The sequence below is a fragment of the Aquibacillus sediminis genome (genome assembly GCF_005870085.1).
GTDB lineage: Bacteria > Bacillota > Bacilli > Bacillales > Amphibacillaceae > Aquibacillus_E > Aquibacillus_E sediminis.
Window position 1 is genome coordinate 13,134 of sequence record NZ_SZNM01000019.1, and the last position, 19,542, is coordinate 32,675.

Annotated in this window: 19 protein-coding genes and 1 tRNA gene; 6 read left to right on the forward strand and 14 right to left on the reverse strand. The window is 36.4% G+C overall.

Going from position 1 to position 19,542, the window contains the following annotated elements; translation table 11 throughout:
• Positions 1-156 precede the first annotated feature (156 nt).
• From FCI53_RS15575 to spoIIE, 3 genes are all read right to left on the reverse strand, one after another.
• The gene (locus FCI53_RS15575; RefSeq protein WP_138419979.1) at positions 157-1,131 is read right to left on the reverse strand and encodes a serine/threonine protein kinase; all 975 of its coding nucleotides are present in this window, start codon (positions 1,129-1,131) and stop codon (positions 157-159) included.
• A complete protein-coding gene (locus tag FCI53_RS15580) occupies positions 1,100-1,840 on the reverse strand; it encodes a vWA domain-containing protein (RefSeq protein ID WP_138419980.1) in 741 nt (246 codons plus the stop codon). The genes FCI53_RS15575 and FCI53_RS15580 overlap by 32 nt, the downstream gene beginning before the upstream one ends.
• A gap of 272 nt (positions 1,841-2,112) precedes the next feature.
• On the reverse strand, positions 2,113-4,560 hold the full coding sequence (spoIIE, locus tag FCI53_RS15585; RefSeq protein ID WP_138420026.1) for a stage II sporulation protein E: 2,448 nt from the start codon (positions 4,558-4,560) through the stop codon (positions 2,113-2,115).
• A 784-nt stretch (positions 4,561-5,344) separates the two neighbouring features.
• On the opposite strand from spoIIE, the gene FCI53_RS15590 reads away from it, so the two are divergent.
• Positions 5,345-5,417 (forward strand) — tRNA-Met (locus FCI53_RS15590).
• A 59-nt stretch (positions 5,418-5,476) separates the two neighbouring features.
• On the opposite strand, the gene FCI53_RS15595 is transcribed toward FCI53_RS15590, so the two are convergent.
• The 5 genes from FCI53_RS15595 to FCI53_RS15615 are packed head-to-tail and all read right to left on the reverse strand — an operon-like array spanning position 5,477 to position 10,031.
• Complete coding sequence (locus tag FCI53_RS15595; protein WP_138419981.1) at positions 5,477-6,289, reverse strand: energy-coupling factor transporter transmembrane component T family protein; 813 nt, start codon at positions 6,287-6,289, stop codon at positions 5,477-5,479.
• Positions 6,286-7,143 carry an energy-coupling factor transporter ATPase gene (locus tag FCI53_RS15600; protein WP_138419982.1) on the reverse strand — a complete coding sequence of 286 codons (858 nt, stop codon included), beginning with the start codon at positions 7,141-7,143 and terminating at the stop codon, positions 6,286-6,288. Before FCI53_RS15600 ends, FCI53_RS15595 begins: the two co-directional genes overlap by 4 nt.
• Complete coding sequence (locus FCI53_RS15605; protein WP_138419983.1) at positions 7,134-7,946, reverse strand: energy-coupling factor transporter ATPase; 813 nt, start codon at positions 7,944-7,946, stop codon at positions 7,134-7,136. The genes FCI53_RS15600 and FCI53_RS15605 overlap by 10 nt, the downstream gene beginning before the upstream one ends.
• 56 nt (positions 7,947-8,002) lie before the next feature.
• Entirely contained in the window at positions 8,003-8,953 is a 951-nt protein-coding gene (gene menA / locus FCI53_RS15610) for a 1,4-dihydroxy-2-naphthoate polyprenyltransferase (protein ID WP_138419984.1), read from the reverse strand.
• 16 nt (positions 8,954-8,969) lie between these two features.
• Positions 8,970-10,031, reverse strand: coding sequence for an FAD:protein FMN transferase (locus FCI53_RS15615; RefSeq protein WP_138419985.1), 1,062 nt, complete (start codon positions 10,029-10,031; stop codon positions 8,970-8,972).
• 465 nt (positions 10,032-10,496) lie between these two features.
• Between FCI53_RS15615 and FCI53_RS15620 the strand changes: the two genes are divergently transcribed.
• The 5 genes from FCI53_RS15620 to FCI53_RS15640 all read left to right on the forward strand — a co-directional run bounded on the left by FCI53_RS15620 (position 10,497) and on the right by FCI53_RS15640 (position 15,719).
• Entirely contained in the window at positions 10,497-12,416 is a 1,920-nt protein-coding gene (locus FCI53_RS15620; RefSeq protein ID WP_138419986.1) for an FAD-dependent oxidoreductase, read from the forward strand.
• 26 nt (positions 12,417-12,442) lie between these two features.
• A complete protein-coding gene (locus FCI53_RS15625; protein WP_138419987.1) occupies positions 12,443-12,859 on the forward strand; it encodes a NusG domain II-containing protein in 417 nt (138 codons plus the stop codon).
• A gap of 147 nt (positions 12,860-13,006) precedes the next feature.
• A complete protein-coding gene (locus FCI53_RS15630) occupies positions 13,007-13,537 on the forward strand; it encodes a Gx transporter family protein (RefSeq protein ID WP_138419988.1) in 531 nt (176 codons plus the stop codon).
• Positions 13,538-13,563: 26 nt separating this feature from the next.
• Complete coding sequence (locus FCI53_RS15635) at positions 13,564-14,544, forward strand: polyprenyl synthetase family protein (protein WP_138419989.1); 981 nt, start codon at positions 13,564-13,566, stop codon at positions 14,542-14,544.
• Between the two features lie 395 nt (positions 14,545-14,939).
• Complete coding sequence (locus FCI53_RS15640; protein WP_246050130.1) at positions 14,940-15,719, forward strand: glycine betaine ABC transporter substrate-binding protein; 780 nt, start codon at positions 14,940-14,942, stop codon at positions 15,717-15,719.
• A gap of 274 nt (positions 15,720-15,993) precedes the next feature.
• Here FCI53_RS15640 and FCI53_RS15645 read toward each other — a convergent pair whose 3' ends face one another.
• From FCI53_RS15645 to FCI53_RS15670, 6 genes are all read right to left on the reverse strand, one after another.
• The gene (locus FCI53_RS15645; protein ID WP_138419990.1) at positions 15,994-16,530 is read right to left on the reverse strand and encodes a hypothetical protein; all 537 of its coding nucleotides are present in this window, start codon (positions 16,528-16,530) and stop codon (positions 15,994-15,996) included.
• A gap of 890 nt (positions 16,531-17,420) precedes the next feature.
• Positions 17,421-17,828 (reverse strand): S1 domain-containing RNA-binding protein, encoded by a 408-nt coding sequence (locus tag FCI53_RS15650; RefSeq protein WP_138419991.1) that lies wholly within the window; start codon positions 17,826-17,828, stop codon positions 17,421-17,423.
• Positions 17,829-17,903: 75 nt separating this feature from the next.
• Positions 17,904-18,281, reverse strand: coding sequence for an FtsB family cell division protein (locus tag FCI53_RS15655; protein ID WP_425457188.1), 378 nt, complete (start codon positions 18,279-18,281; stop codon positions 17,904-17,906).
• A gap of 10 nt (positions 18,282-18,291) precedes the next feature.
• Positions 18,292-18,891: a spore cortex biosynthesis protein YabQ gene (gene yabQ / locus FCI53_RS15660; protein ID WP_138419993.1), complete on the reverse strand. Its 600-nt coding sequence runs from the start codon at positions 18,889-18,891 to the stop codon at positions 18,292-18,294.
• On the reverse strand, positions 18,888-19,193 hold the full coding sequence (gene yabP / locus FCI53_RS15665) for a sporulation protein YabP (protein ID WP_138419994.1): 306 nt from the start codon (positions 19,191-19,193) through the stop codon (positions 18,888-18,890). Before yabP ends, yabQ begins: the two co-directional genes overlap by 4 nt.
• Positions 19,194-19,280: 87 nt before the next feature.
• Positions 19,281-19,538 (reverse strand): RNA-binding S4 domain-containing protein, encoded by a 258-nt coding sequence (locus FCI53_RS15670; RefSeq protein ID WP_138419995.1) that lies wholly within the window; start codon positions 19,536-19,538, stop codon positions 19,281-19,283.
• Positions 19,539-19,542 lie beyond the last annotated feature (4 nt).

Genomic DNA, 19,542 nt, shown 5'->3' on the forward strand with positions numbered 1-19,542 from the left:
AAAAGAAATTAGCGAGAATAAACACCTAAAACTTTTCGAACGTTAGAATACATATGTAATAGATTGATGCCGAGGTCTTCCTTATCCTCTTTCACCCCTAACTGCAGGGTCTCATTCGAGTTTGAAAACCCTACAGTGAGGCTCTACTTAATGTTGTTATAGCAAGAATAGATAACAAAAGTAGAAAAACAGGACTACGATACATATACCTACGCTTTCTAATATAGGATGCCCTTGTCCATCATCATTTCTTGCTTGGTACTGTGTCTTAGGTTTGGCTGTAGTAGTTTTGGTTGGTCTTCGGTACTGTGTTTGTTTTGTAGTTGGTCCCATTAGAATAGTAGCAAGTTCATTTTTCATTTGTTCGCTCGATGAATATTGACCTGTTAGGGCCTTTCTTAATGTGGGTTGATATTTTTGAAGCTGTGGTATTTGCTTAACTTTATTCATCAGCGTACGTTCTGGCGAATTTCCACGTTCAAACCGATTGGGATAATAGTATTGAATCATCACCATTGCTAATGCGAATAGGTCATAAGAAGGCTCCGCTTTTCTCGAACCCATTTGCCAGTATCCTCGATCAAAAAACTCCGTATACTCTTTTATGGATCTTCCTATTTGTGTCGTCCCACCAACATCAATCCAACGCAATCTTGCAGGTGGGTGTGTAACGATTAAATTATCACTTTTCAAATCTCCAAACACCCAACCAGTTTGATGAAGGCTTTCCAAATCATCGAGTATTTGCAACATTAATATACCTAGCCATTCGTCCCCGTGACGTTGAAGGAAATCAGCTAGTGAACTCCCCTTTAAATATTCCATCACATAAAATGACCAACGATTCCCTTGAAAATCCACCCAATCATCAACATCTAACAAAGAAGGCCCAAGGCGATTTCCCTGGACCTTCTGAAATGTTTTCAGCACATTTACTTCCATTGTGATGGATGAGCTTTTATCGCTTATTTTAAGCGCGGCATATTTTCCGTTATGTTCGCATAGGTAAACAGATCCAATCGCACCAGATCCTAATTGTTTCTTGATTACATACTTTCTGTGATGCCATTTTCCGCTTATGACGTTACCCGGTCGGAGGTTAATCCCCTGTTTCTTCGATGCTTGTCTCATCTTTTCTTAAGAAGCTCCTTTTTAAGCTTTTCTTTCCGAATTGGTACATCGCTGCTTTTAGTGCAGGACCAGTAGGTGTAATCCCACCACTCGTTAATTTAGGAAAAACTGATGAAATTGAATCTAGTTTAGGTGACCAATCAAATATTTTATCAATATCCTTTCTTTTACCCGGAAAGGAAAAAATAGAAAATCGGTTTCGTCCAATTCGAGCATTCATACTTACCGATAAATCAATTAATGATTCTTGAACGGTTGGCAACTTATTATGCATACTAGCACTTGTATCAACTAATACTAATACCTCTAGGTCACTAGTTTCTCCTAGATCCTCTACTACTTCCATTACTTCTCCACGTTGTTCTGGCGGTAACTCTTCTAAGTCTTGCTTAGGTCCTAATATTTGTTTTAATTCCTGATTAACCACACCTTGTAAAGTTTGCGTCATTGCTTGTTTAGTAACTGTCTGTACGGTTTGTGATAGTGCTTGTTTATAAACAATTTGACTAACGCCTCCACCTGACATTGCAATCTCTTCGACCTCTTGTAACCCCGTTGGATCTTCCGTTTGTTCATCTTCTAGTACGCCTATCACATTCACTGTTATTCCTTGTTGAGCTGCTAAGGCGGCCACCGCTGAAGGATCTTCCCCTTTGTTTGAGCAACCGTCTGTAATTAATAGAATTTGTTTTAACGTTCCTTTTTTCATCGGTATAACTCCTCCTCCATTTCCCGATTCACTCCCTAATGATGAGTGAATACTTACTGGTATCATCATCGACGATAATGAGGAAAATTATACCTATATGACGCTTTCGGTTGGCTTTTTTCTAAAAACAACTTTTTTACACATTAAACATAGAATCCGACGTAACTTTAAATGATTTCCCCACCGTCCTTTAAAAGATGAGTGCTAGTCAGCCGCTACGGGAATACACTCCGCTTTCCGTGGGTGACTGATGAGCAATAATCAGCCCAATATCACTTCGCTTCTTTATGCGTGATCGGAATAGCTGCCCACTTCGGATTATTTTTATCTACTCTGGCAACTAACACCGTCATATCATCCTCAATTTTTCCTGCTCTTGTTCGCACCACTTCTTCTAAGATCAAGTCTGCCATATCCTGTGGGTCATCTGTTTCCATCTCATTAATCTTTCTCTTCAACCACATATCCACATTCTCAACATCTTTTGGACCTTCAAAAATTCCATCACTCATCATGATTAATAAATCGCCGGCTTTTAATTGATCACTTACCACTTCCACATCAAATTCTTGTATGATTCCAATTGGTAAATTACTAGCTTCAATTTTATGAATGCGATTTCCCCTTTTAATAAAACTTGGAGTTGAACCAATTTTCAGAAACCGTACTGCGGCATTGTGCAAATCAATCATTGCCAAATCCAATGTAGAAAAAATTTCATCGCTCGTTCGTAGTGATAAAATAGAATTAATCGATTTGATTGCAACTTGTTCTTGGATGCCTGACTGTAAAATTTGTTGTAGTAACCGTAATGTTTCCATGCTTTCCTCATGGGCTCGTTGACCATTCCCCATTCCATCACTTATCGCCATTGCATATTTACCAGCACCTAATTCCATTGTCGAATAACTATCACCAGAAACGAGACCTCCTCCTTTAGCAGCATGAGAAACTCCCATCTCGACAACAAATTTTTTCGCTGAGCCAAACGATAAATAACAATATCCATTTGGGATTGGAGATACTTCCTCTTCCTTCACAACCACTGTTTCTTTTAAGATGTCTGATAACATTGGCGCAATAAGTTTTGGACCTTCTCCATGATAATTATAGAAAGATAGATTCATTTCAATATCTATGTTTCCTTTTTCCAGACTATAGATATCTAATTTTTCCAATTCCATTCCCATATGTTTTAAAGCCGCGACAATTTCAACCTCTTGTTGTTCATGATTCTCTCTTTCTTTTAAGATTTCCTTTGCAAAATCACCCATAACTTCTGATACACCATGTAATTGATCCGCAACAAACTGTCTACTCTCACTTACTTGCTTTTTTAACTTCTGATTTGCTTCAAAAAAAGATAACTCTTGTTTCATCGTATCAATAACTTTTTTCGATTTAACACAATGGTTTTCGAAGTTTGATTGCAATACCTTATTCGGATGGTTCCCTTCTTCTAAATCTCCTTTTAAATCAGCCATCATATCATACGTCTTATCAAACTGTTGGGCCCAGCACCATTCCTTTTTAAAGCAACTTTGACATGTTTTTTCCGTTACATTACTTAAAAAGTAATCTGTTTGACGATCCTTTTCTTCTTCCAACTGTGTCTGCTGTTCTAACGTAAAACTCTTCGATAGCGCTTGAAACACATTAGAAAACTGTTCTACACGACTGGCTGTTACATCACGAACCTTTTGCAAATACTGTTCCTGTTCCTTTGAGTGCTCTGTTGTCCCCGGAATATATCTAGAGACTTTTTTAATCCAACTTTCCGGTGTACACAGAAATAGAATGACTGCCATAGCTGATTCAACCATTGATGGCAATAATTCTGCTATTCCACGTCCGTAAACACCAATTAGTAATGTCCCGACAAACAGTCCAAGACTGACGCCTATTTTCTTACCATCCTTTAAAAGTCCACCAAGCAAACCTGAAAATGCTAGCAAACTCATTTGATAAAGGCTAGCAACACTAGCAAGGCTTAAAATCAACCCTGCTACAACACCTACGGTCGAACCAATTGCCGCCCCACCAACATAAGATAACCAAAGCACTAAATACCGCGACAATATTTGTTCAATCGAAGCTCCTTGGATCTGCCATCCAATTGTTCCAGTCAAAACAGACGCCAATAAAATGATCATACAAACAATTTCTTCATTTTTTAGCGTAGGTTTATACCTTTTTGGTGATAATAATGGAATACTTTGCATAAAGATGAGTACTAACACAGCACTTAATACACCTTCAACAGCTGCTAGCATCCATTCATAGGATGTAAGTTGTTCAAACCAATAATAATGAGCAACTCTTGTCAAGGCACTCGTAAAAAACACAATAATTGGTATTATTTGTTGTTGATGGTTCATACGTTTACATAAGGAAGCAACAACGACAAAAAGCAGCATAGCTGCTACTATGTATAATCCGTGTTGTAATTGATAGGTTAACGCACCAGCTAAAGTAGCGAGCATCACTCTAAACGATTTATCCTTCCTTAGAAACCATACTGAAGCGAGAAAAGAAAGGGCAAAAGGCGATAGCGTGGAAAGTACAATTGCTCGTCCTAATAAAAAGCCGACGATCAGTAGTAGCCATCCCTTCTCTAAGAAGAATAGTTTCGTCTTCTCCCCCAACTTCCGCTTCCACGAGTCCATACTTCTATTATCAACTACCATTGACTTAGATTCATTACTTGTAGCTGACTCCATCATCCTACACCACTCCTTCTTGTTGATTATTAAAGCACATGATGTGAAATTTTTTTGTCAAAACAAGAAGAGAGTCGTTCAAAAATGTTCGACGGTATTCACGGCCTGTTCACCTAATTCAACATTTTAAACTAATTATTACAAAAACCTTTCGACAGGGTGAAAAATAATTTCTTCTATTAATATTTAATGGACAAGCCTCGCTATCATACTTTTTAGACCTTATCCCCCTCACCACTCGTTTCATATATTTTGGCGAAAACTGCAAAAAACTTTTTTTATCACGTAGTAGTAATACTATACGACATAACCCTGAAGTTTACTTTCTACTATTCTGATTGGGATAAAAGATTGTGCCCTATAAGGACATTCATTAAAAAATTTATTGTTAGTTCAACAATTATTATAAAAGTGTTAATTAACCATAAGAAGAACATGTCTATTGTTTAATTTTTATTAAGCCATTTTCTACAAAAATTCAGAGTCCCCAATTAGCGAAGGAAATACACCGGAGACTCCTGTGGGAGGAATGGCCTAGATGAGACCCCGCAGTGAGGGACGAACGAGGAGGCTCATCAGCCACCCACGGAAAGCGTAGGTGTATTTCCGCAGCGCAGTCCAGCACTCACGTGATTAAGAATGGTCAAAAGTAATAATAAAGTTATGTCGTATAATATAGCTACGACGCAATAATACTTTTTCAGAACTGCCAAAAAGTAGATTGACAGCTAAATAGGGTAATTGTTTAAAATTATTTGTGCCTAAATGACATGCTTCACTATATGGCGATGTAGCTCAGCTGGCGAGAGCGTACGGTTCATACCCGTGAGGTCGGGGGCCGATCCCCTCCGCCGCTATCTTCTATACCAAAAAAAACGGATGCCCTCTTCAAGAGAGCATCCGTTTTTTTTATTGGTTAATGAAAAGCTACACCACTTGTTCGTAATATAACTAATGCAATTGTCAATCCAATCATGGCCATCAAACATATTGTATCCTGAAATTTCCATTTTAATTGTCGAAAAGTAGAACGCGTACCACTAGCCTGATACCCTCTTACTTCCATTCCATTCGCTAATTCTTCAGCTCGATTCAGTGAACTTACAAATAAAGGTAGAAAGATTGGCACCAATGTCTTCATTTGTTTCACCAATGAACCTTCCCCAAATTCGGAACCACGTGCACGCTGCGCATCCATTACCTTTTGTGTTTCATCCAATAAATTGGGAATAAAGCGTAACGAGATCGATAACATTAAGGACCATTCATCCACCGGAACTTTAAACTTCTTTAATGGTCGTAATAATGCATTTATTCCATCTGTTAAATCGATTGGTTTAGTTGTTAGCGTGACGACCGTTGATATAAAGACAATCATAACAAAACGGAAGAAAATATATACGCCATTAATAAGTCCGAATTCAGAGATAGTAATAATTCCCCAATCAATATAAATTGTACCACCAGCAGTAAATAATATTTGTAAAAACACCGTAAACAATATTAGCCATATTAGCGGGCGAACACCTCGAATATAGACACGGTAAGGTATATTTGATAGTTTCATCACTAACAATGTAAATAACCATAGCAATGCATATGTTTGCCAGTTGTTAGCTATAAAAAGTATCAAAATAAAATACACACCTGCTACAAGTTTAGCTCGTGGATCAAGATCATGTAGCCAAGAATCTCCAGGTAAATACCTTCCTAATATTAATTTATTCATACAAGTCCCACCTTAATTAAGGCATCTGCTAATTCCTCTTCTGTAAGACAAGTAGCAGCTAGTATTAAGCCAGTTGTCTGTTCCAATTTCAATTGAAAACGTCGAGCACTTGGGAGGTCAATATGCCACTTATCTAATTGGTCTTGATTTGAAAATGTGTTTCTAACCGTATCATGAGAGACAACCTGGCCCTTTTCCATCACTGCAACATCATCTGCAAAACGCGCAACATCGTCCATATCATGCGTCACTAAAACAGTTGTTAATTGTTTTGTGCGGTTCCAAGAAGAGATTAACGATAATATTTCTTTTTTTCCTGTTGGATCTAAACCAGCCCCTGGCTCATCTAACACTAATATATCCGGTTCCATTGCTAATACACCTGCAATTGCAACCCTGCGTTTTTGCCCACCTGACAAAGAAAATGGCGATTTACTTAATAGTGATTCATCCAATCCTACCTGTTTAATGGCGACCCTTGCAATCTCTTTTGCCTTAGATAGCGAAACACCAAAATTCAACGGTCCAAAGCAGATGTCTTTTTCAACTGTTTCCGCAAACAATTGTGCTTCTGGAAATTGAAAAACCATCCCTACGCGCTTTCGGATTGCTTTCAATGCTTTTTTATTATCATCTTGTTTAATTACTGTATCACCAACCATCACTTGTCCATTGTTTGGTAGTAATAGTCCATTTAACACTTTTAATAAACTCGATTTCCCTGCACCAGTATGACCTACCACTGCAGTAAATGTACCTGGCTTTAGATTTATATCAACCGCATCTAAAACTCTAGGTGTCCGCATCGGACCCAATTGATAATCAGCTGTCACTTTATCTAACTTTATTTCCATAACCATTGCACCATTTCTTGTTCCGTCATATATTTATTAGGCACCCCACACCCATGTTGTGCTAAAATCCTTCTTATCCGTTCAGCGAAAGGCGCTTCTAGCTCTTGTTTTTTCACAAAAACATCTGATGGATATCCTTCCATTTCCACCCTACCTTTTTTCAACACTACCATACGATCGGCAGCTGCTGCCTCATCCATATCATGCGTAATCGAGATAATCGTAAGACCATTGTTTCGTTTCAAGTCATGTAAGGTGGATAAAAGTAATCTACGACTCTTAGGATCTAACATAACGAGTGCCTCATCTAATACTAATATAGAAGGATTTAAAGCAAGGATCCCCGCAATTGCTACCCGTTGCTTTTGTCCACCAGATAATCTTGAAGGATCGTGGAATCGGTATTCAAGCATATCTACCATCTCTAATGCTTGTTCCACCCTTTTCCTCATCTCTTGCAAGGGCATATTTAAATTTTCGAGTCCAAATGCAATATCATCTTGAACCGTTGTTCCCACAAATTGGTTATCAGGGTTTTGAAATACTAACCCTATCTGACGTCTTAATTCCCACTTCGTATTATCATTCAATACCTTACCTAAAATACGAATGGAACCCTGTTGTGGGGTTAACAGTCCTACCAACATTTGTGCTAAGGTTGACTTTCCCGAACCATTATCGCCTACAATTGCAAGCCCTTCCCCTTCCTCAACCGCAAGCGAAACATTGGATATTGTTTCCTGTTGAATACGCCGATCATAACGAAATACTATGTTATCCATTTGTACAATTGGTTCCTTCATATTAAATACCCCCTTTTTCACTTGATGTTAATAAGACCATTGTCTAAATAATGCTTTTAGTGACTAATACTACTTAATATAGAAACTGCTAACATCACAACTGAAGCACTATTAACAATCACTAAGTTTTTCACGGCTAAAGGAAAGGTTATTTCTTTGATTTGCTTCTGATTAAATTGATGTACATGTTTAAAAACTGGATATGTGACGACTAATGACAAGAGCATTATGATAGGTAATATATTAAATAGCACAGCTGTTAAAATTGATACAAAAGTAGTTGCATAAAGTACGTTAAATAACATAATTGCATAGCGTTTACCTATATAATAAGGCAACGTGTAACGGTGATTGTTAATATCCTCTTCCAAATCACAAATATTGTTAGCTAACATTAAATTAGCGATCGTAAAAACACATGGTAAGGAAATTAATAAAATCTCCGCTAATAACCGCACATTAGCTTGTAATTGAACTTCCCAACCAGCTATTGTAATAGACGCAATCCCTTGATCGAAACCATTAACATAAATAATTAAAAAGATAATACCAAAACCCATCGTCACCCCGGAAAATACTTCTCCTAACGGCATTCTAGATAATGGAATCGGACCAAATGTATAAAAGATCCCAATAGCAAAACAAATCATTCCTATTAATAATACTAATAAGTCTGTGCGAAACACTAACCAAAGCCCTAAACCTGTTGCTATGGCTAGCATTGTAAAAATGGTTAGAATAACAACCTTTTCTGGTATAGCCTTTTGTCCAATAATATTTCGCTGCTCTCGATAGGTTTGGCTTGAAGCCTTGCGGTAATCCATATAATTGTTAATCGTTGTTGTGGTTAGGTCAAATAATAGCATAGCCATAAAAAAGATCATCGTATTTAATGGGTTAAATGTTTCATATCGATAATACACAAACAAACTTCCAACTAAGAAAGGAAATATACTTGCTATCTTGGTTTGTATCTCAACTAATTTCAGAAATGTACGAAACGACATATATTAGCCCTCCCTCCTAAAACTGTTTTAGCTTAAACTCATTATTTGTTAACTCAAACGCTTGGTTAAGTCCATCTGTTAGATAAACATGCTGATCCATACTAATAAAGATCGCTTCAGCATCTTCAATGTTATTAATATATTCCAAACCACCTTCAATCCCTTTTGAAAAAAGGATCGTTGATAATGCGTCTCCATCAATAGACTGATCTGAAATGATCGAAACCCCTGCTATTTCATTAAAATAAGGGTAACCATCTTTAGGATTCAATATATGATGGTATTTGACACCGTCCACCTCTAAATATCGCTCATATATTCCCGAGGTAACAATAGATTTATTTGATTCTTTCAATTTACCTACAATTTCTCCTCGGTCTAGAAAGGGATTTTGAATACCAACTGTCCACGGACTTTCTGTTGTTGGATTATTACCCAGGACATAGATATTTCCACCTAAATCAATAATAGCAGTCGTTACATCCTCTTCCTTTAATACTTTTATAACTTCATCTGCAATAAACCCTTTAGCAATTGCACCTAAATCTAATTTCATTCCATTTTGTTGTAAGTAGATCGTTTGTTCTTCATTATTTAATTTAACCTGTTTATAATCTATTAGTGGAAGCACTTCTTCTATTTCAGACTCTCCTGGTTTCCTAGCATCATCGAACCCAATACGCCAAAGACTTGTTAAAGGGCCAACTGAAATATCAAATGAGCCATTGGCATTCGCACTATATGATTTTCCCGCCTCAACGAGTCTATAAATATCTCCTGACACTTTAACTGGTTCAATGCCCGCCTTATCATTTATCTGATTAATTTCAGAACCGTCCGTATCTGCTATTTTTTCATCTAACGCTTTAATACGATTAAATACTTTATCTAATACTTCATCCTTACCTTTGTCATATACTTTAACAGTCACAACTGTTCCTAATAGAAAATCTGTTTGTTTGGCAGGTGACTTGTTAACTTCACTTTCATGCTTTTGTTTTTGATTTGCACAACCAGAAATAAATAAGAACGCACAAAGGACGATCGTCAATACTAAAAAAAAACTGTTCTTTCTCATCATAATCAAATCCCTTCGACCTAATCTTCATTTTCATACTATCAATCTCTATATGTTTATAATGTCTATAAAACAAAAGGACTTAGAGTAACTCTATAGTCCTCAAACAAGTCTTGTTAAATAGGTATGAATCGCTTTGAATTTTGTGAATAAATTCACTATAATTCCAAATAAAATAAATGTGAAACCATTCACATTATTCACTTTCATTCTAGCATTACGGCAGCATTATGTCTATAATATTTTACTCCTTATTTACTGAATAAAACCTTTTAAATGCCTTATATAACAATAAACTTTTAGGTTTACTATGTTTTGTTACTATTTCGTGAACACTTAACAAATTAATTTATTTCTAATTTATGAAAACTGTAGACAGAGCCAAAGAGAAGCATTAAAATAAAAAATACATTGTTCAAGATTTCACATGAATTCTTGAAAGTACACAAAAGGGAGTGAATGAATATGGCAGACAAGAACATTGTTATTATTGGTGCCGGTTATGCTGGTGTCCATGCTGCAAAAAAACTTGCAAAAAAATATAAAAAAGATCCATCTGTCAATATTACTTTAATTGATCGTCATTCGTACCATACCATGATGACGGAACTACATGAGGTTGCGGCACATCGCGTTGAACCTGATGCAATTCAATTCGATCTACGTCGTTTATTTAATCGTACCAAGGTTAATTTAGTAACAGATAATGTTACACATGTAGATCACAACAAAAAAAAGGTAGAAACCGAACATGGCGCATTTGATTATGATTACCTGATCCTTGGTATGGGTGGTGAACCGAATGATTTTGGAACACCAGGTGTAGGAGAACATGCGTTTACTTTATGGTCATGGGAAGATGCTGTTCAATTACGCGAACATATCGAAAAAACAGTTCAACTTGCAGCATTAGAACATGACGAAGCAACTCGTCGAGCCATGCTTACCTTCACAGTATGTGGGTCAGGTTTTACTGGAATTGAAATGGTCGGGGAACTAATTGAATGGAAAGAACGCCTTGCCAAAGAGCATAAACTTAACGTAGAAGAAATTTCTTTATATGTAGTAGAAGCTGCACCAACTATTTTAAATATGCTAGACCGGAAAGATGCGGATAAAGCAGAATCTTATCTTGTTAAAAAAGGTGTGAAAATCTTAAAAAATTCACCTATTGTCGAAGTTAAGCCAGAATCAATTGTTTTAAAATCTGGTGAAGAAGTACCGACACATACATTAATTTGGACTGCAGGTGTGAAGGCCAATTCAGATACAAAAGACTACGGTATGTCTACAGCCCGTGCTGGTCGCTTAAAAGTAAATGAATATATGGAATCTGAAGACTATGAAGATGTTTATGTGATTGGTGACCTTGCTTATTATGAAGAAGAGGAAGGAAAACCCACCCCACAAATTGTAGAAGCTGCCGAACAAACAGGTATGACAGCAGCCAAAAGCATTATTGCTGATATTAGTGGTGGAGAAAAAGAAGCATACAACGGGAAATATCACGGTGTGATGGTTTCCATTGGCGCAAGATACGGAGTTGCAAACTTAAGTGGAATTCGTTTAAGTGGCTGGTTTGCTAACTTTATGAAACATATGGTTAACCTTTATTACTTCTTTGGTATACGTAGTGGCTATTATATGTTCCATTATATTATGCATGAATTTTTCCAAACGAAGGATAAACGTAATATTTTCCGAGATTTCCCTACGCGCTATGGCAATGTTTTATGGAGTTTACCTTTACGTCTATTTGTAGCCGGATTCTGGTTAGCAGAAGCTGGAGCGAAAATATACGGTCACACCAAGTGGAGTGAAATAACATCTAGTTGGTCTAATATCCCTCAATTATTTACTGGATTAGGTGAAGATTCTTGGTTAGTCGGATCAACCGTTAGAATGCCATTTGAATGGTTACAAGAGGCAACAAGTGGTGCGAGTGAAGCAGCAGCTGGTGGTGGCGAAACAGAATGGGCAACACCTATATTAAGTGAAATGCCTGGAATTTTCGAATGGTTTATGCAAATCGTTCTTCCTACACCTGAAATGGCCGTGTTCATGCAAAAATTTATGGTTTTTGTCGAACTTGGAATTGGTTTAGCAATACTAGCGGGTTTATTTACTTGGTTAGCAAGTGCTGCAAGTGCTGGATTCTTAGTAATGTTTACATTATCCGCAATGCTAGGATGGAATAAAGTATGGGCTCTACCTGCATCCATTGCTTTAATGAATGGATCTGGAAGAACATTTGGTTTAGATTACTGGGTAGTACCATATCTTCAACAAACAGTTGGAAATTGGTGGTACGGAAAAGAACAAGCCATTTATAAAGATGGCAATGGATTAGCATCAGATAAAAAGCAAAATAGAAAAGCATCCTAAATTTTCACAGAAAAAGGAGAGTAGACATGAAAAAGTATTACAACATGGTAAAACGTTGGGATATTATTCTTATTATCTTACTTGTCCTACTCTCTTTATTACCTTATGTCATCTTTAGTATGCAACAGGCTCAAAATGTTAGTGCAGATTCTAGTCGTGTTGCTGTTATTTCCATTGACAACGAAGAAGTGGAACGGGTCACGCTTACTGGAAACGAAGGTACAGATGTGTTTGATATACAAGAGTCAGGTTCACATATTAATACAGTTGAAGTACATGATGACCGAATACGAATGAAATCTGCAACTTGTTCTGACCAAGTTTGTGTCCGAACAGGTTACATCTCAAAACCAGGAGAAACCATTGTTTGTTTACCACATAAAGTCATCATTGAAATACAAACAGAAAATGACGATACGGACGATCTAATTATTAGTTCTTAATCAGCTATTGTCCCGGCTATGGATAAAGGGTTTGCAGGATTAGCCATGTCCACGAAGTACTAAAGTTGTAAAAAGACTTCCCTCCATACGTCTCTACCCGGGCACTTACGTTTTTGTATTAGTTTATAGAGATTGGGAGTAGCGTTTATGACAAAAAATCAACGTCTTGTTTATATTGCCTTATTAGCAGCTCAAGCGGTAATCATCAGTTTACTGGAGCGAGCAATTCCATTTCCTTTTGCTGTTGCACCAGGTGCAAAGTTGGGATTAGCTAACATTATTACTTGTATGGCGCTCTACACCCTTTCAACCAAGGATGCTTGTAAAGTAGTTGCTATTCGCCTAGTTCTCGCAGCATTGTTAGGTGGTACGATTTCAACATTTATGTACAGCGCATCAGGAGCGATCTTAAGTTTCATAGGAATGTGGTCTGTTAAAAGGTTAGGCCCCTCGCGTGTTAGTCTCATCGGCGTCAGTACAACCGGAGCAATACTGCATAATGTTGGGCAACTTGCTGTGGCTAGTTGGATCGCACAAACTTGGACAGTTCTACTTTATTTACCTGTACTATCATTCGTTGGGATCTTGTCAGGAATAGCAATAGGTATTGCTGCTAACTACTTACTAACACATGTTGAAAAGTTACATTATTATAAATTTTTACATGAATTAGATTAATTTATAGATAGAAAGAGGTTTTTACAATGCGTGTACACCATATGTGGAATGACTATCCTACGATTAAAAATGATTTATCTAAAGTACTCCATTTAATAGATTCGCATGTTCGTGTCCGTGATAAAACGGTTGAATCTACCATTAAACATTTAATTCACTTTGGCGGAAAATTACTTCGACCCACCTACTCCTTATTATGTGCCCAGATTGGACCTGAACAAGATAAGGAAAAAGCCATTGCGGTTGCTGCTGCATTAGAAACATTGCATATGGCTACATTAGTACATGATGATGTGATTGATGAAGCGAATACTCGCCATTGCATTTCTACTATCCATCAAAAACATGATAATAAATATGCGATCTATTCTGGTGACTACCTATTTTGTATCGTTTTTACGATCCTTTCACGACACGCAGCTTCACTAGCACATTTAGAGTTTAATGCTAGGAGCATGGAAAAGATATTGAGTGGAGAACTAGATCAGTTAAATTCACGCTACAGAGAAGCCGTATCAGTTAAAGACTACTTAACCCGTATATCTGGAAAAACGGCACAATTATTTGCTGTTAGTTGTTACTCTGGTGCTCTAGAAAGCAAAGCATCTCGAAGGCAAATAATGAATGCATGGAATATGGGTCATCATATTGGAATGGCCTTTCAAATTATCGATGATATACTAGATTATCAAGGAAACAGTGAAACATTAGGTAAACCAATAATGGCCGATATCCGACAAGGCCTTTACAATTTGCCTTTGATCTTTGCCATGCAAGCAAACAAAAGTGCTTTTCATAAAATTTTAAAGAAAAAAGAAGCCCTTACGGATCATGACTTGGAACAACTGATGGAATTAATAAATCATTATAAAGGTGTAGAAAAAGCACGCAAATTAGCAGAACGTTATACAAACAAAGCATTGAAAGAACTAAATAAGTTACCAGATGGTGACTATAAACATAAACTCTTTGACATAACAACAAATCTACTACAACGAAATTATTAAATTTTACTACTTCCTATCTTTTAATTCTCTAAGGTTTAGTTTTATTACTAAGCCTTTTTTGTTTGCATTTAACTCTCATTTTTAACTTCCCCAAAATTCTGATTCATATTTATTGAAGTTTGCATAAAATGGCGAAAAACGTAGGTAGATGTAGATTTTTACATTACCTACTTTATATAATAATTAATCATAAAATATACGTACTATATAGATAATAAACAGCCTATCCGCCTCTGTATAATAGATAAATAAACTATAACATGTTAAATAGATTGTTTTTAAGACTTTCTAAATGTTTTTACTGATGCCTAATAGTATAAAACATTAAAGACAACTTAGGAGTTTGCTACGATCTTATAAAAAGTAGCAATCACAACTAAAGGAGTGTAACACATATGTTTAATTGGAAACAATTAGGGGTCATTATGGGATTATCATTATCCTTTGTAATAGCTGGTTGTGGACAAGAAGAGGAACCGCAAAGCGTCGGTGAAGAAATGGATTATACAATTACCGGCCTTGAACCCGGCGCCGGACAAACGGAGCTGAACAACCAAGCAATAGCTGAGTACGAAAGCCTTAGTGGTTGGCAACAAGAAACTTCCTCGACAGGAGCAATGTTATCAGCTTTAGATAAAGCAATAAGTAATCAAGAGCCTATTACGGTTACAGCTTGGTCTCCTCATTATAAGTTTGCCAAATGGGATCTGAAGTATCTAGAGGATCCTGAAGATATCTTTGGAGAGGAACAACATGCTGCAACAGTTGTTAGAAAGGGCTTAGAAGAGGAACTACCAAATGCTTATACCATTCTTGACCGATTCCATTGGGAAGTATCTGATATAGAATCAGCCCTTTTAATAGCTCATGAAGAAGAATTAGAGATGAGTGAGTTAGCACAGCAATGGGTTGATGAAAATCAAGACACCATTACAACATGGACAGAAGGAGTCGATCCTGCAGATGGTTCATCAATAGAATTAGTTTCTACTCCTTGGGATTCTGAGTTATTTACAGCAAATATAGCTAAATTAGTATTAGAACAACAAGGATTTAACGTTACACTTACTTCTATTGATCCTGCTGTTTTATTTGAATCCATTTCAACCGGCGATGCAGATGCATCTCTTTCACCATGGCTGCCTTCAACGCATGGTGCGTTATATGAAGAATAGGAAGGGGAGTTTATTGATTTAGGACCAAGCTATGAAGGAACTAAAATTGGATTAGCTGTACCAGCATATATGGAAGTTGACTCCCTTGAAGATTTTGAGCCTGCAGAATAGGAACAGAACACTAAACGTAATGCTATCCCTTTTAAAAGGGCGTATTACGTTTGTTTTTTTCAATTCAAATATTGTTAGTTTATTTAAATAAAGGCTCATCAAAGGGGAAACATATCACCTTTGGTGAGCCTTTTCTTTATCTAATTATTAGATCAATCATATATTATTGTACTTCTACAGTTCCTGTTACTTCACCATCAATCGTAGCAGATTCTTCTACTTCTTCATTAACAAAGTATATGTTTCCGTCTATTGTTGATGATGCATCCAGATTAAAGCCATTTGCCTCAACAACTACATCACCTTCAAGTGTTCCACCTTGGAAGTTTAAGTTTTCACTTTGAATCGTTAGCTTTGGTACAGTAATTGTGAATGAATCTGTGATGTTGTGGTCATCATCTTGGGTATATGGAGCAATTTTTCTATAAACATCATTTGCTTCATCTCCCTTATCATGAAACTCACCTGCTATAACTACATCTTCGTCAATTGTTAGATCATTTAGCGTTGCAACAATCCATGTACCATCTTCACTTACTGCTTCTACAAATGCATCTGCTTCATCGACGATTGATGCTGTTGTTACTACATCTGTTGTTTCTTCTGCACTTGCATCTGGAGCTGCCGGTTCTTCTTCCGCACCACAGGCTGCTAGTAAGGATATAGAAACTCCTAATGCTATCGCTAATTTGAATTTCATTTTGTATTCCTCCTATGTTGTGATTTATTTCACATACAATTTTATCATAAATTCATACTAATAAATATAGGTAGTCTGTGTAGATTTTGTGAAATATTGATCATACATTTAAGTTGGAAAAGTTTGTTATATAACGTAGTTAACACTTATCTTAGAATGTAGAGGTTTTTATTAGTGCACATAAGCTGTATTATGTGACATAACTTCCAACTTCCTCTAAAGGATGAGTGCTAATAGGACGCTACGGAAATACACTCCGCTTTCCACGGGCGGCTGATGAGCCTCCTCGCTCGTCCCTCGCTGCGGTGTCTCACCTAGGCCTTTCCTCCCGTAGGAGTCTCCGTGTATTTCCTTCGCTGTTTCCTGTACTCCGAAATTTTATAGTGCATTGCTTAATAAAAATTATATAAAATACCTTTAATAATAATTGCCATGCTGCAATACAAGCTTACAGGAAATTTGTTATTTTGAATTTATAGAGTATTGCATCATCACTAATCAGAAAACCTAATTTAGTGGAGGCAGAATACGGAGACTCCTCAAAAATAAAGACCAATTTTCTTCGTGCGATGTATCGCTGCCGTAGCCTTCCTTGTCCTATGGGAACAGCACGAGCTGAAGATCCAATTGGTAAAGCGGTTTTATTTACCAAGTTAACTGAAGCCGTGCCCATGGAAAGCGTAGTATTCTGCAGGAACGGTATATTCGCTCTTATTACAACCAGAATGCAAGAAAGTAAATTCTAGTTAATGCATATAATACAGCTTATGTTCATTAAATCCCAATAAAACTTTAGTTCAAATAAAAAGCTGATATTGTGTTAAACAATATCAGCTACTTTTATATGATAACAGGTATACTGTAGACGACTTCTCCATTAGACAGCAAGTTTAGCCCTTTTTAGCACCTCGACCTCCACGTTTAGATTCTGTGTGCTTTTTCAATGATGCTAGACGATCTTCTGAATCTTTAAGAAAACGATTCATCTTTGCTTCAAATGATTCTGTGCGTTCTCGATTATTACTTTTTGACTGGTTTGATTTACGACGTCCTGCATTAGGATTATCTTTTGCTTTCTTAATAGACAATCCAATTTTTCCATCTTTCTCAACATTAATAACTTTTACTGTAATTTCATCTCCTACAGTTAAATGTTCATTAATGTCCTTAACATAGTTATCGGCAACTTCACTAATATGAACTAAACCTGTTGAACCTCCTGGCAATTCAACGAAAGCTCCAAAATTAGTAATCCCTGTTACCTTACCCTGCAACTTGCTGCCTACTTCGATTGACATAAAAAAAATGCTCCTCCTTAAAAATTTAAAAAAGATGTACTACTTATATATTATATATAAGCTTTAAAAAGCGTGTCAATATGATTGTTCTTCTTCTGGTAGTTTAAATATAACTTCTCCTTCTTCTGAAAAGAAATAATTTGTTTTTGCAATTTGTAGTATGTATTCTTCATCATTTAATAATTCAACTTCCTGCTTTAAATCTTTTTCCTCTTGTTTAAGGGAAGCCAATTCCTCTTCAAGATGTTCATATTGCTCTAGCTTTTCAGCATGAAGGGCTCTTTGTTTTACATGGTATGTCGTTAAGCTTCCAATGGTTACTAAAACGATGATGAAAAATAGCGCTAGACGGCGATAAAGGCGTTTTTTCTTATTAAGTTGCCTTTCCATATAGACATCATATTGCTGCATATAATTTGATTTTATTCTTGCTACATTTTTATCTTTCTTCATCACCGACTGGCTACCTCCTTCTGTTTATCAAATATTTCCACCAACTAACTACTTTATTCTTTATTTTACTATAAAATCCTGCTAATTGGTAAATATATTTTTTCGCAATTTGCGGCAGCAAGCGCCAAATAAGAGCAAAAATCAATTTTATTGGATACCATACAACTTTAACCAACAACCATGAGGCTGAAAGTAACATACCCCAAACGGTTACCAATAAACCTATCGTAAACTTAATTAGTAATTTAATTGGTTTCACTACTACTAATTGTAATAATCGATAGATAAATAAATAGATTGATATACTAATGTTAATGACACGTTCCAATAACCGTTTATAGGTGTTTTCAAACAAGCTCTTATACGTAGCATATCCACAAATTAGCGCCAGTAGGATGTAAAAACGGAGTTCTCCTTGATTGACCAAGTATAAAATATAAAATAATATTAGCGCTTGTAACAACCAAAAACTAATTTCTATCACATAAGAAAGTATCGTTTTTCTTTTCCAAAAAAACTCAAACCGTTTGAACGTTTCAATTGCTCCGCCTAAATAAATACCTCCAGCAACCATTGAAATAATGGTGACGAATTGAACTGTTAGTGTCATTTAAAAAGCTTGCTAAAGAGTCCTTTAGCCTTCTCCCCATGTTGCTCGTCTAAGTAAGAAAGCTCATAAATTTTACCTTTAATTGACACATTCCCTTGCTCTACATCTAAGTTTTTCATTTGCAAATTCTCACCACGCACGATTAAATAACCCATTACCGTTTGTAGAAGAAATTCCTCATTATCAAAGCTATCTACTTCTTTCACACCACTAATCTCTAAATTTCTTCTATTATGCATGGTAACATGGTGATCTGCCTGTGGTCTTAATGAAGAAGTTTGATTTTTTTCATAGTGATTCATTGGACAACCCTCCCTTATCGTTACAATCTATGTCGATAGGGAGTAAATTAGAACATAAATGTTCGTTTTCCGAACACCAATTTCTAGTTAATTAACCGCTTCTTCCTTAAGGATTGTGTATAGAGATGCTGCTTCACCTTTTTTTACAGTTTCTTTTACAGAATCAACTTGAATGGTTAACAATTTTTGACCAAATTGAATCGAAAGTTTATCGCCAACAGCTATCTTCGTTGATGATTTGGCTTGATTACCATTAACCGTTATTCGTCCTTGATCAGCTACTTCCTTCGCCAAAGTTCTTCTTTTAATCAACCTTGAAACTTTTAAAAATTTATCTAACCTCATATTC

Excerpts from the sequence above, each read along its gene's own strand:
- yabP (WP_138419994.1), bottom strand. The coding sequence starts at position 19,193 with ATGAATCACTATGAAAAAAATCAAACTTCTTCATTAAGACCACAGGCA.
- FCI53_RS15635 (WP_138419989.1), top strand. The coding sequence starts at position 13,564 with ATGCGTGTACACCATATGTGGAATGACTATCCTACGATTAAAAATGAT.
- yabQ (WP_138419993.1), bottom strand. The coding sequence starts at position 18,891 with ATGACACTAACAGTTCAATTCGTCACCATTATTTCAATGGTTGCTGGA.
- FCI53_RS15600 (WP_138419982.1), bottom strand. The coding sequence starts at position 7,143 with ATGGAAATAAAGTTAGATAAAGTGACAGCTGATTATCAATTGGGTCCG.
- FCI53_RS15625 (WP_138419987.1), top strand. The coding sequence starts at position 12,443 with ATGAAAAAGTATTACAACATGGTAAAACGTTGGGATATTATTCTTATT.
- FCI53_RS15650 (WP_138419991.1), bottom strand. The coding sequence starts at position 17,828 with ATGTCAATCGAAGTAGGCAGCAAGTTGCAGGGTAAGGTAACAGGGATT.
- menA (WP_138419984.1), bottom strand. The coding sequence starts at position 8,953 with ATGTCGTTTCGTACATTTCTGAAATTAGTTGAGATACAAACCAAGATA.
- FCI53_RS15640 (WP_246050130.1), top strand. The coding sequence starts at position 14,940 with ATGTTTAATTGGAAACAATTAGGGGTCATTATGGGATTATCATTATCC.
- FCI53_RS15595 (WP_138419981.1), bottom strand. The coding sequence starts at position 6,289 with ATGAATAAATTAATATTAGGAAGGTATTTACCTGGAGATTCTTGGCTA.
- FCI53_RS15645 (WP_138419990.1), bottom strand. The coding sequence starts at position 16,530 with ATGAAATTCAAATTAGCGATAGCATTAGGAGTTTCTATATCCTTACTA.
- FCI53_RS15630 (WP_138419988.1), top strand. The coding sequence starts at position 13,007 with ATGACAAAAAATCAACGTCTTGTTTATATTGCCTTATTAGCAGCTCAA.
- FCI53_RS15655 (WP_425457188.1), bottom strand. The coding sequence starts at position 18,281 with ATGAAGAAAGATAAAAATGTAGCAAGAATAAAATCAAATTATATGCAG.
- FCI53_RS15605 (WP_138419983.1), bottom strand. The coding sequence starts at position 7,946 with ATGAAGGAACCAATTGTACAAATGGATAACATAGTATTTCGTTATGAT.
- FCI53_RS15615 (WP_138419985.1), bottom strand. The coding sequence starts at position 10,031 with ATGAGAAAGAACAGTTTTTTTTTAGTATTGACGATCGTCCTTTGTGCG.
- spoIIE (WP_138420026.1), bottom strand. The coding sequence starts at position 4,560 with ATGGAGTCAGCTACAAGTAATGAATCTAAGTCAATGGTAGTTGATAAT.
- FCI53_RS15670 (WP_138419995.1), bottom strand. The coding sequence starts at position 19,538 with ATGAGGTTAGATAAATTTTTAAAAGTTTCAAGGTTGATTAAAAGAAGA.
- FCI53_RS15620 (WP_138419986.1), top strand. The coding sequence starts at position 10,497 with ATGGCAGACAAGAACATTGTTATTATTGGTGCCGGTTATGCTGGTGTC.
- FCI53_RS15575 (WP_138419979.1), bottom strand. The coding sequence starts at position 1,131 with ATGAGACAAGCATCGAAGAAACAGGGGATTAACCTCCGACCGGGTAAC.
- FCI53_RS15580 (WP_138419980.1), bottom strand. The coding sequence starts at position 1,840 with ATGAAAAAAGGAACGTTAAAACAAATTCTATTAATTACAGACGGTTGC.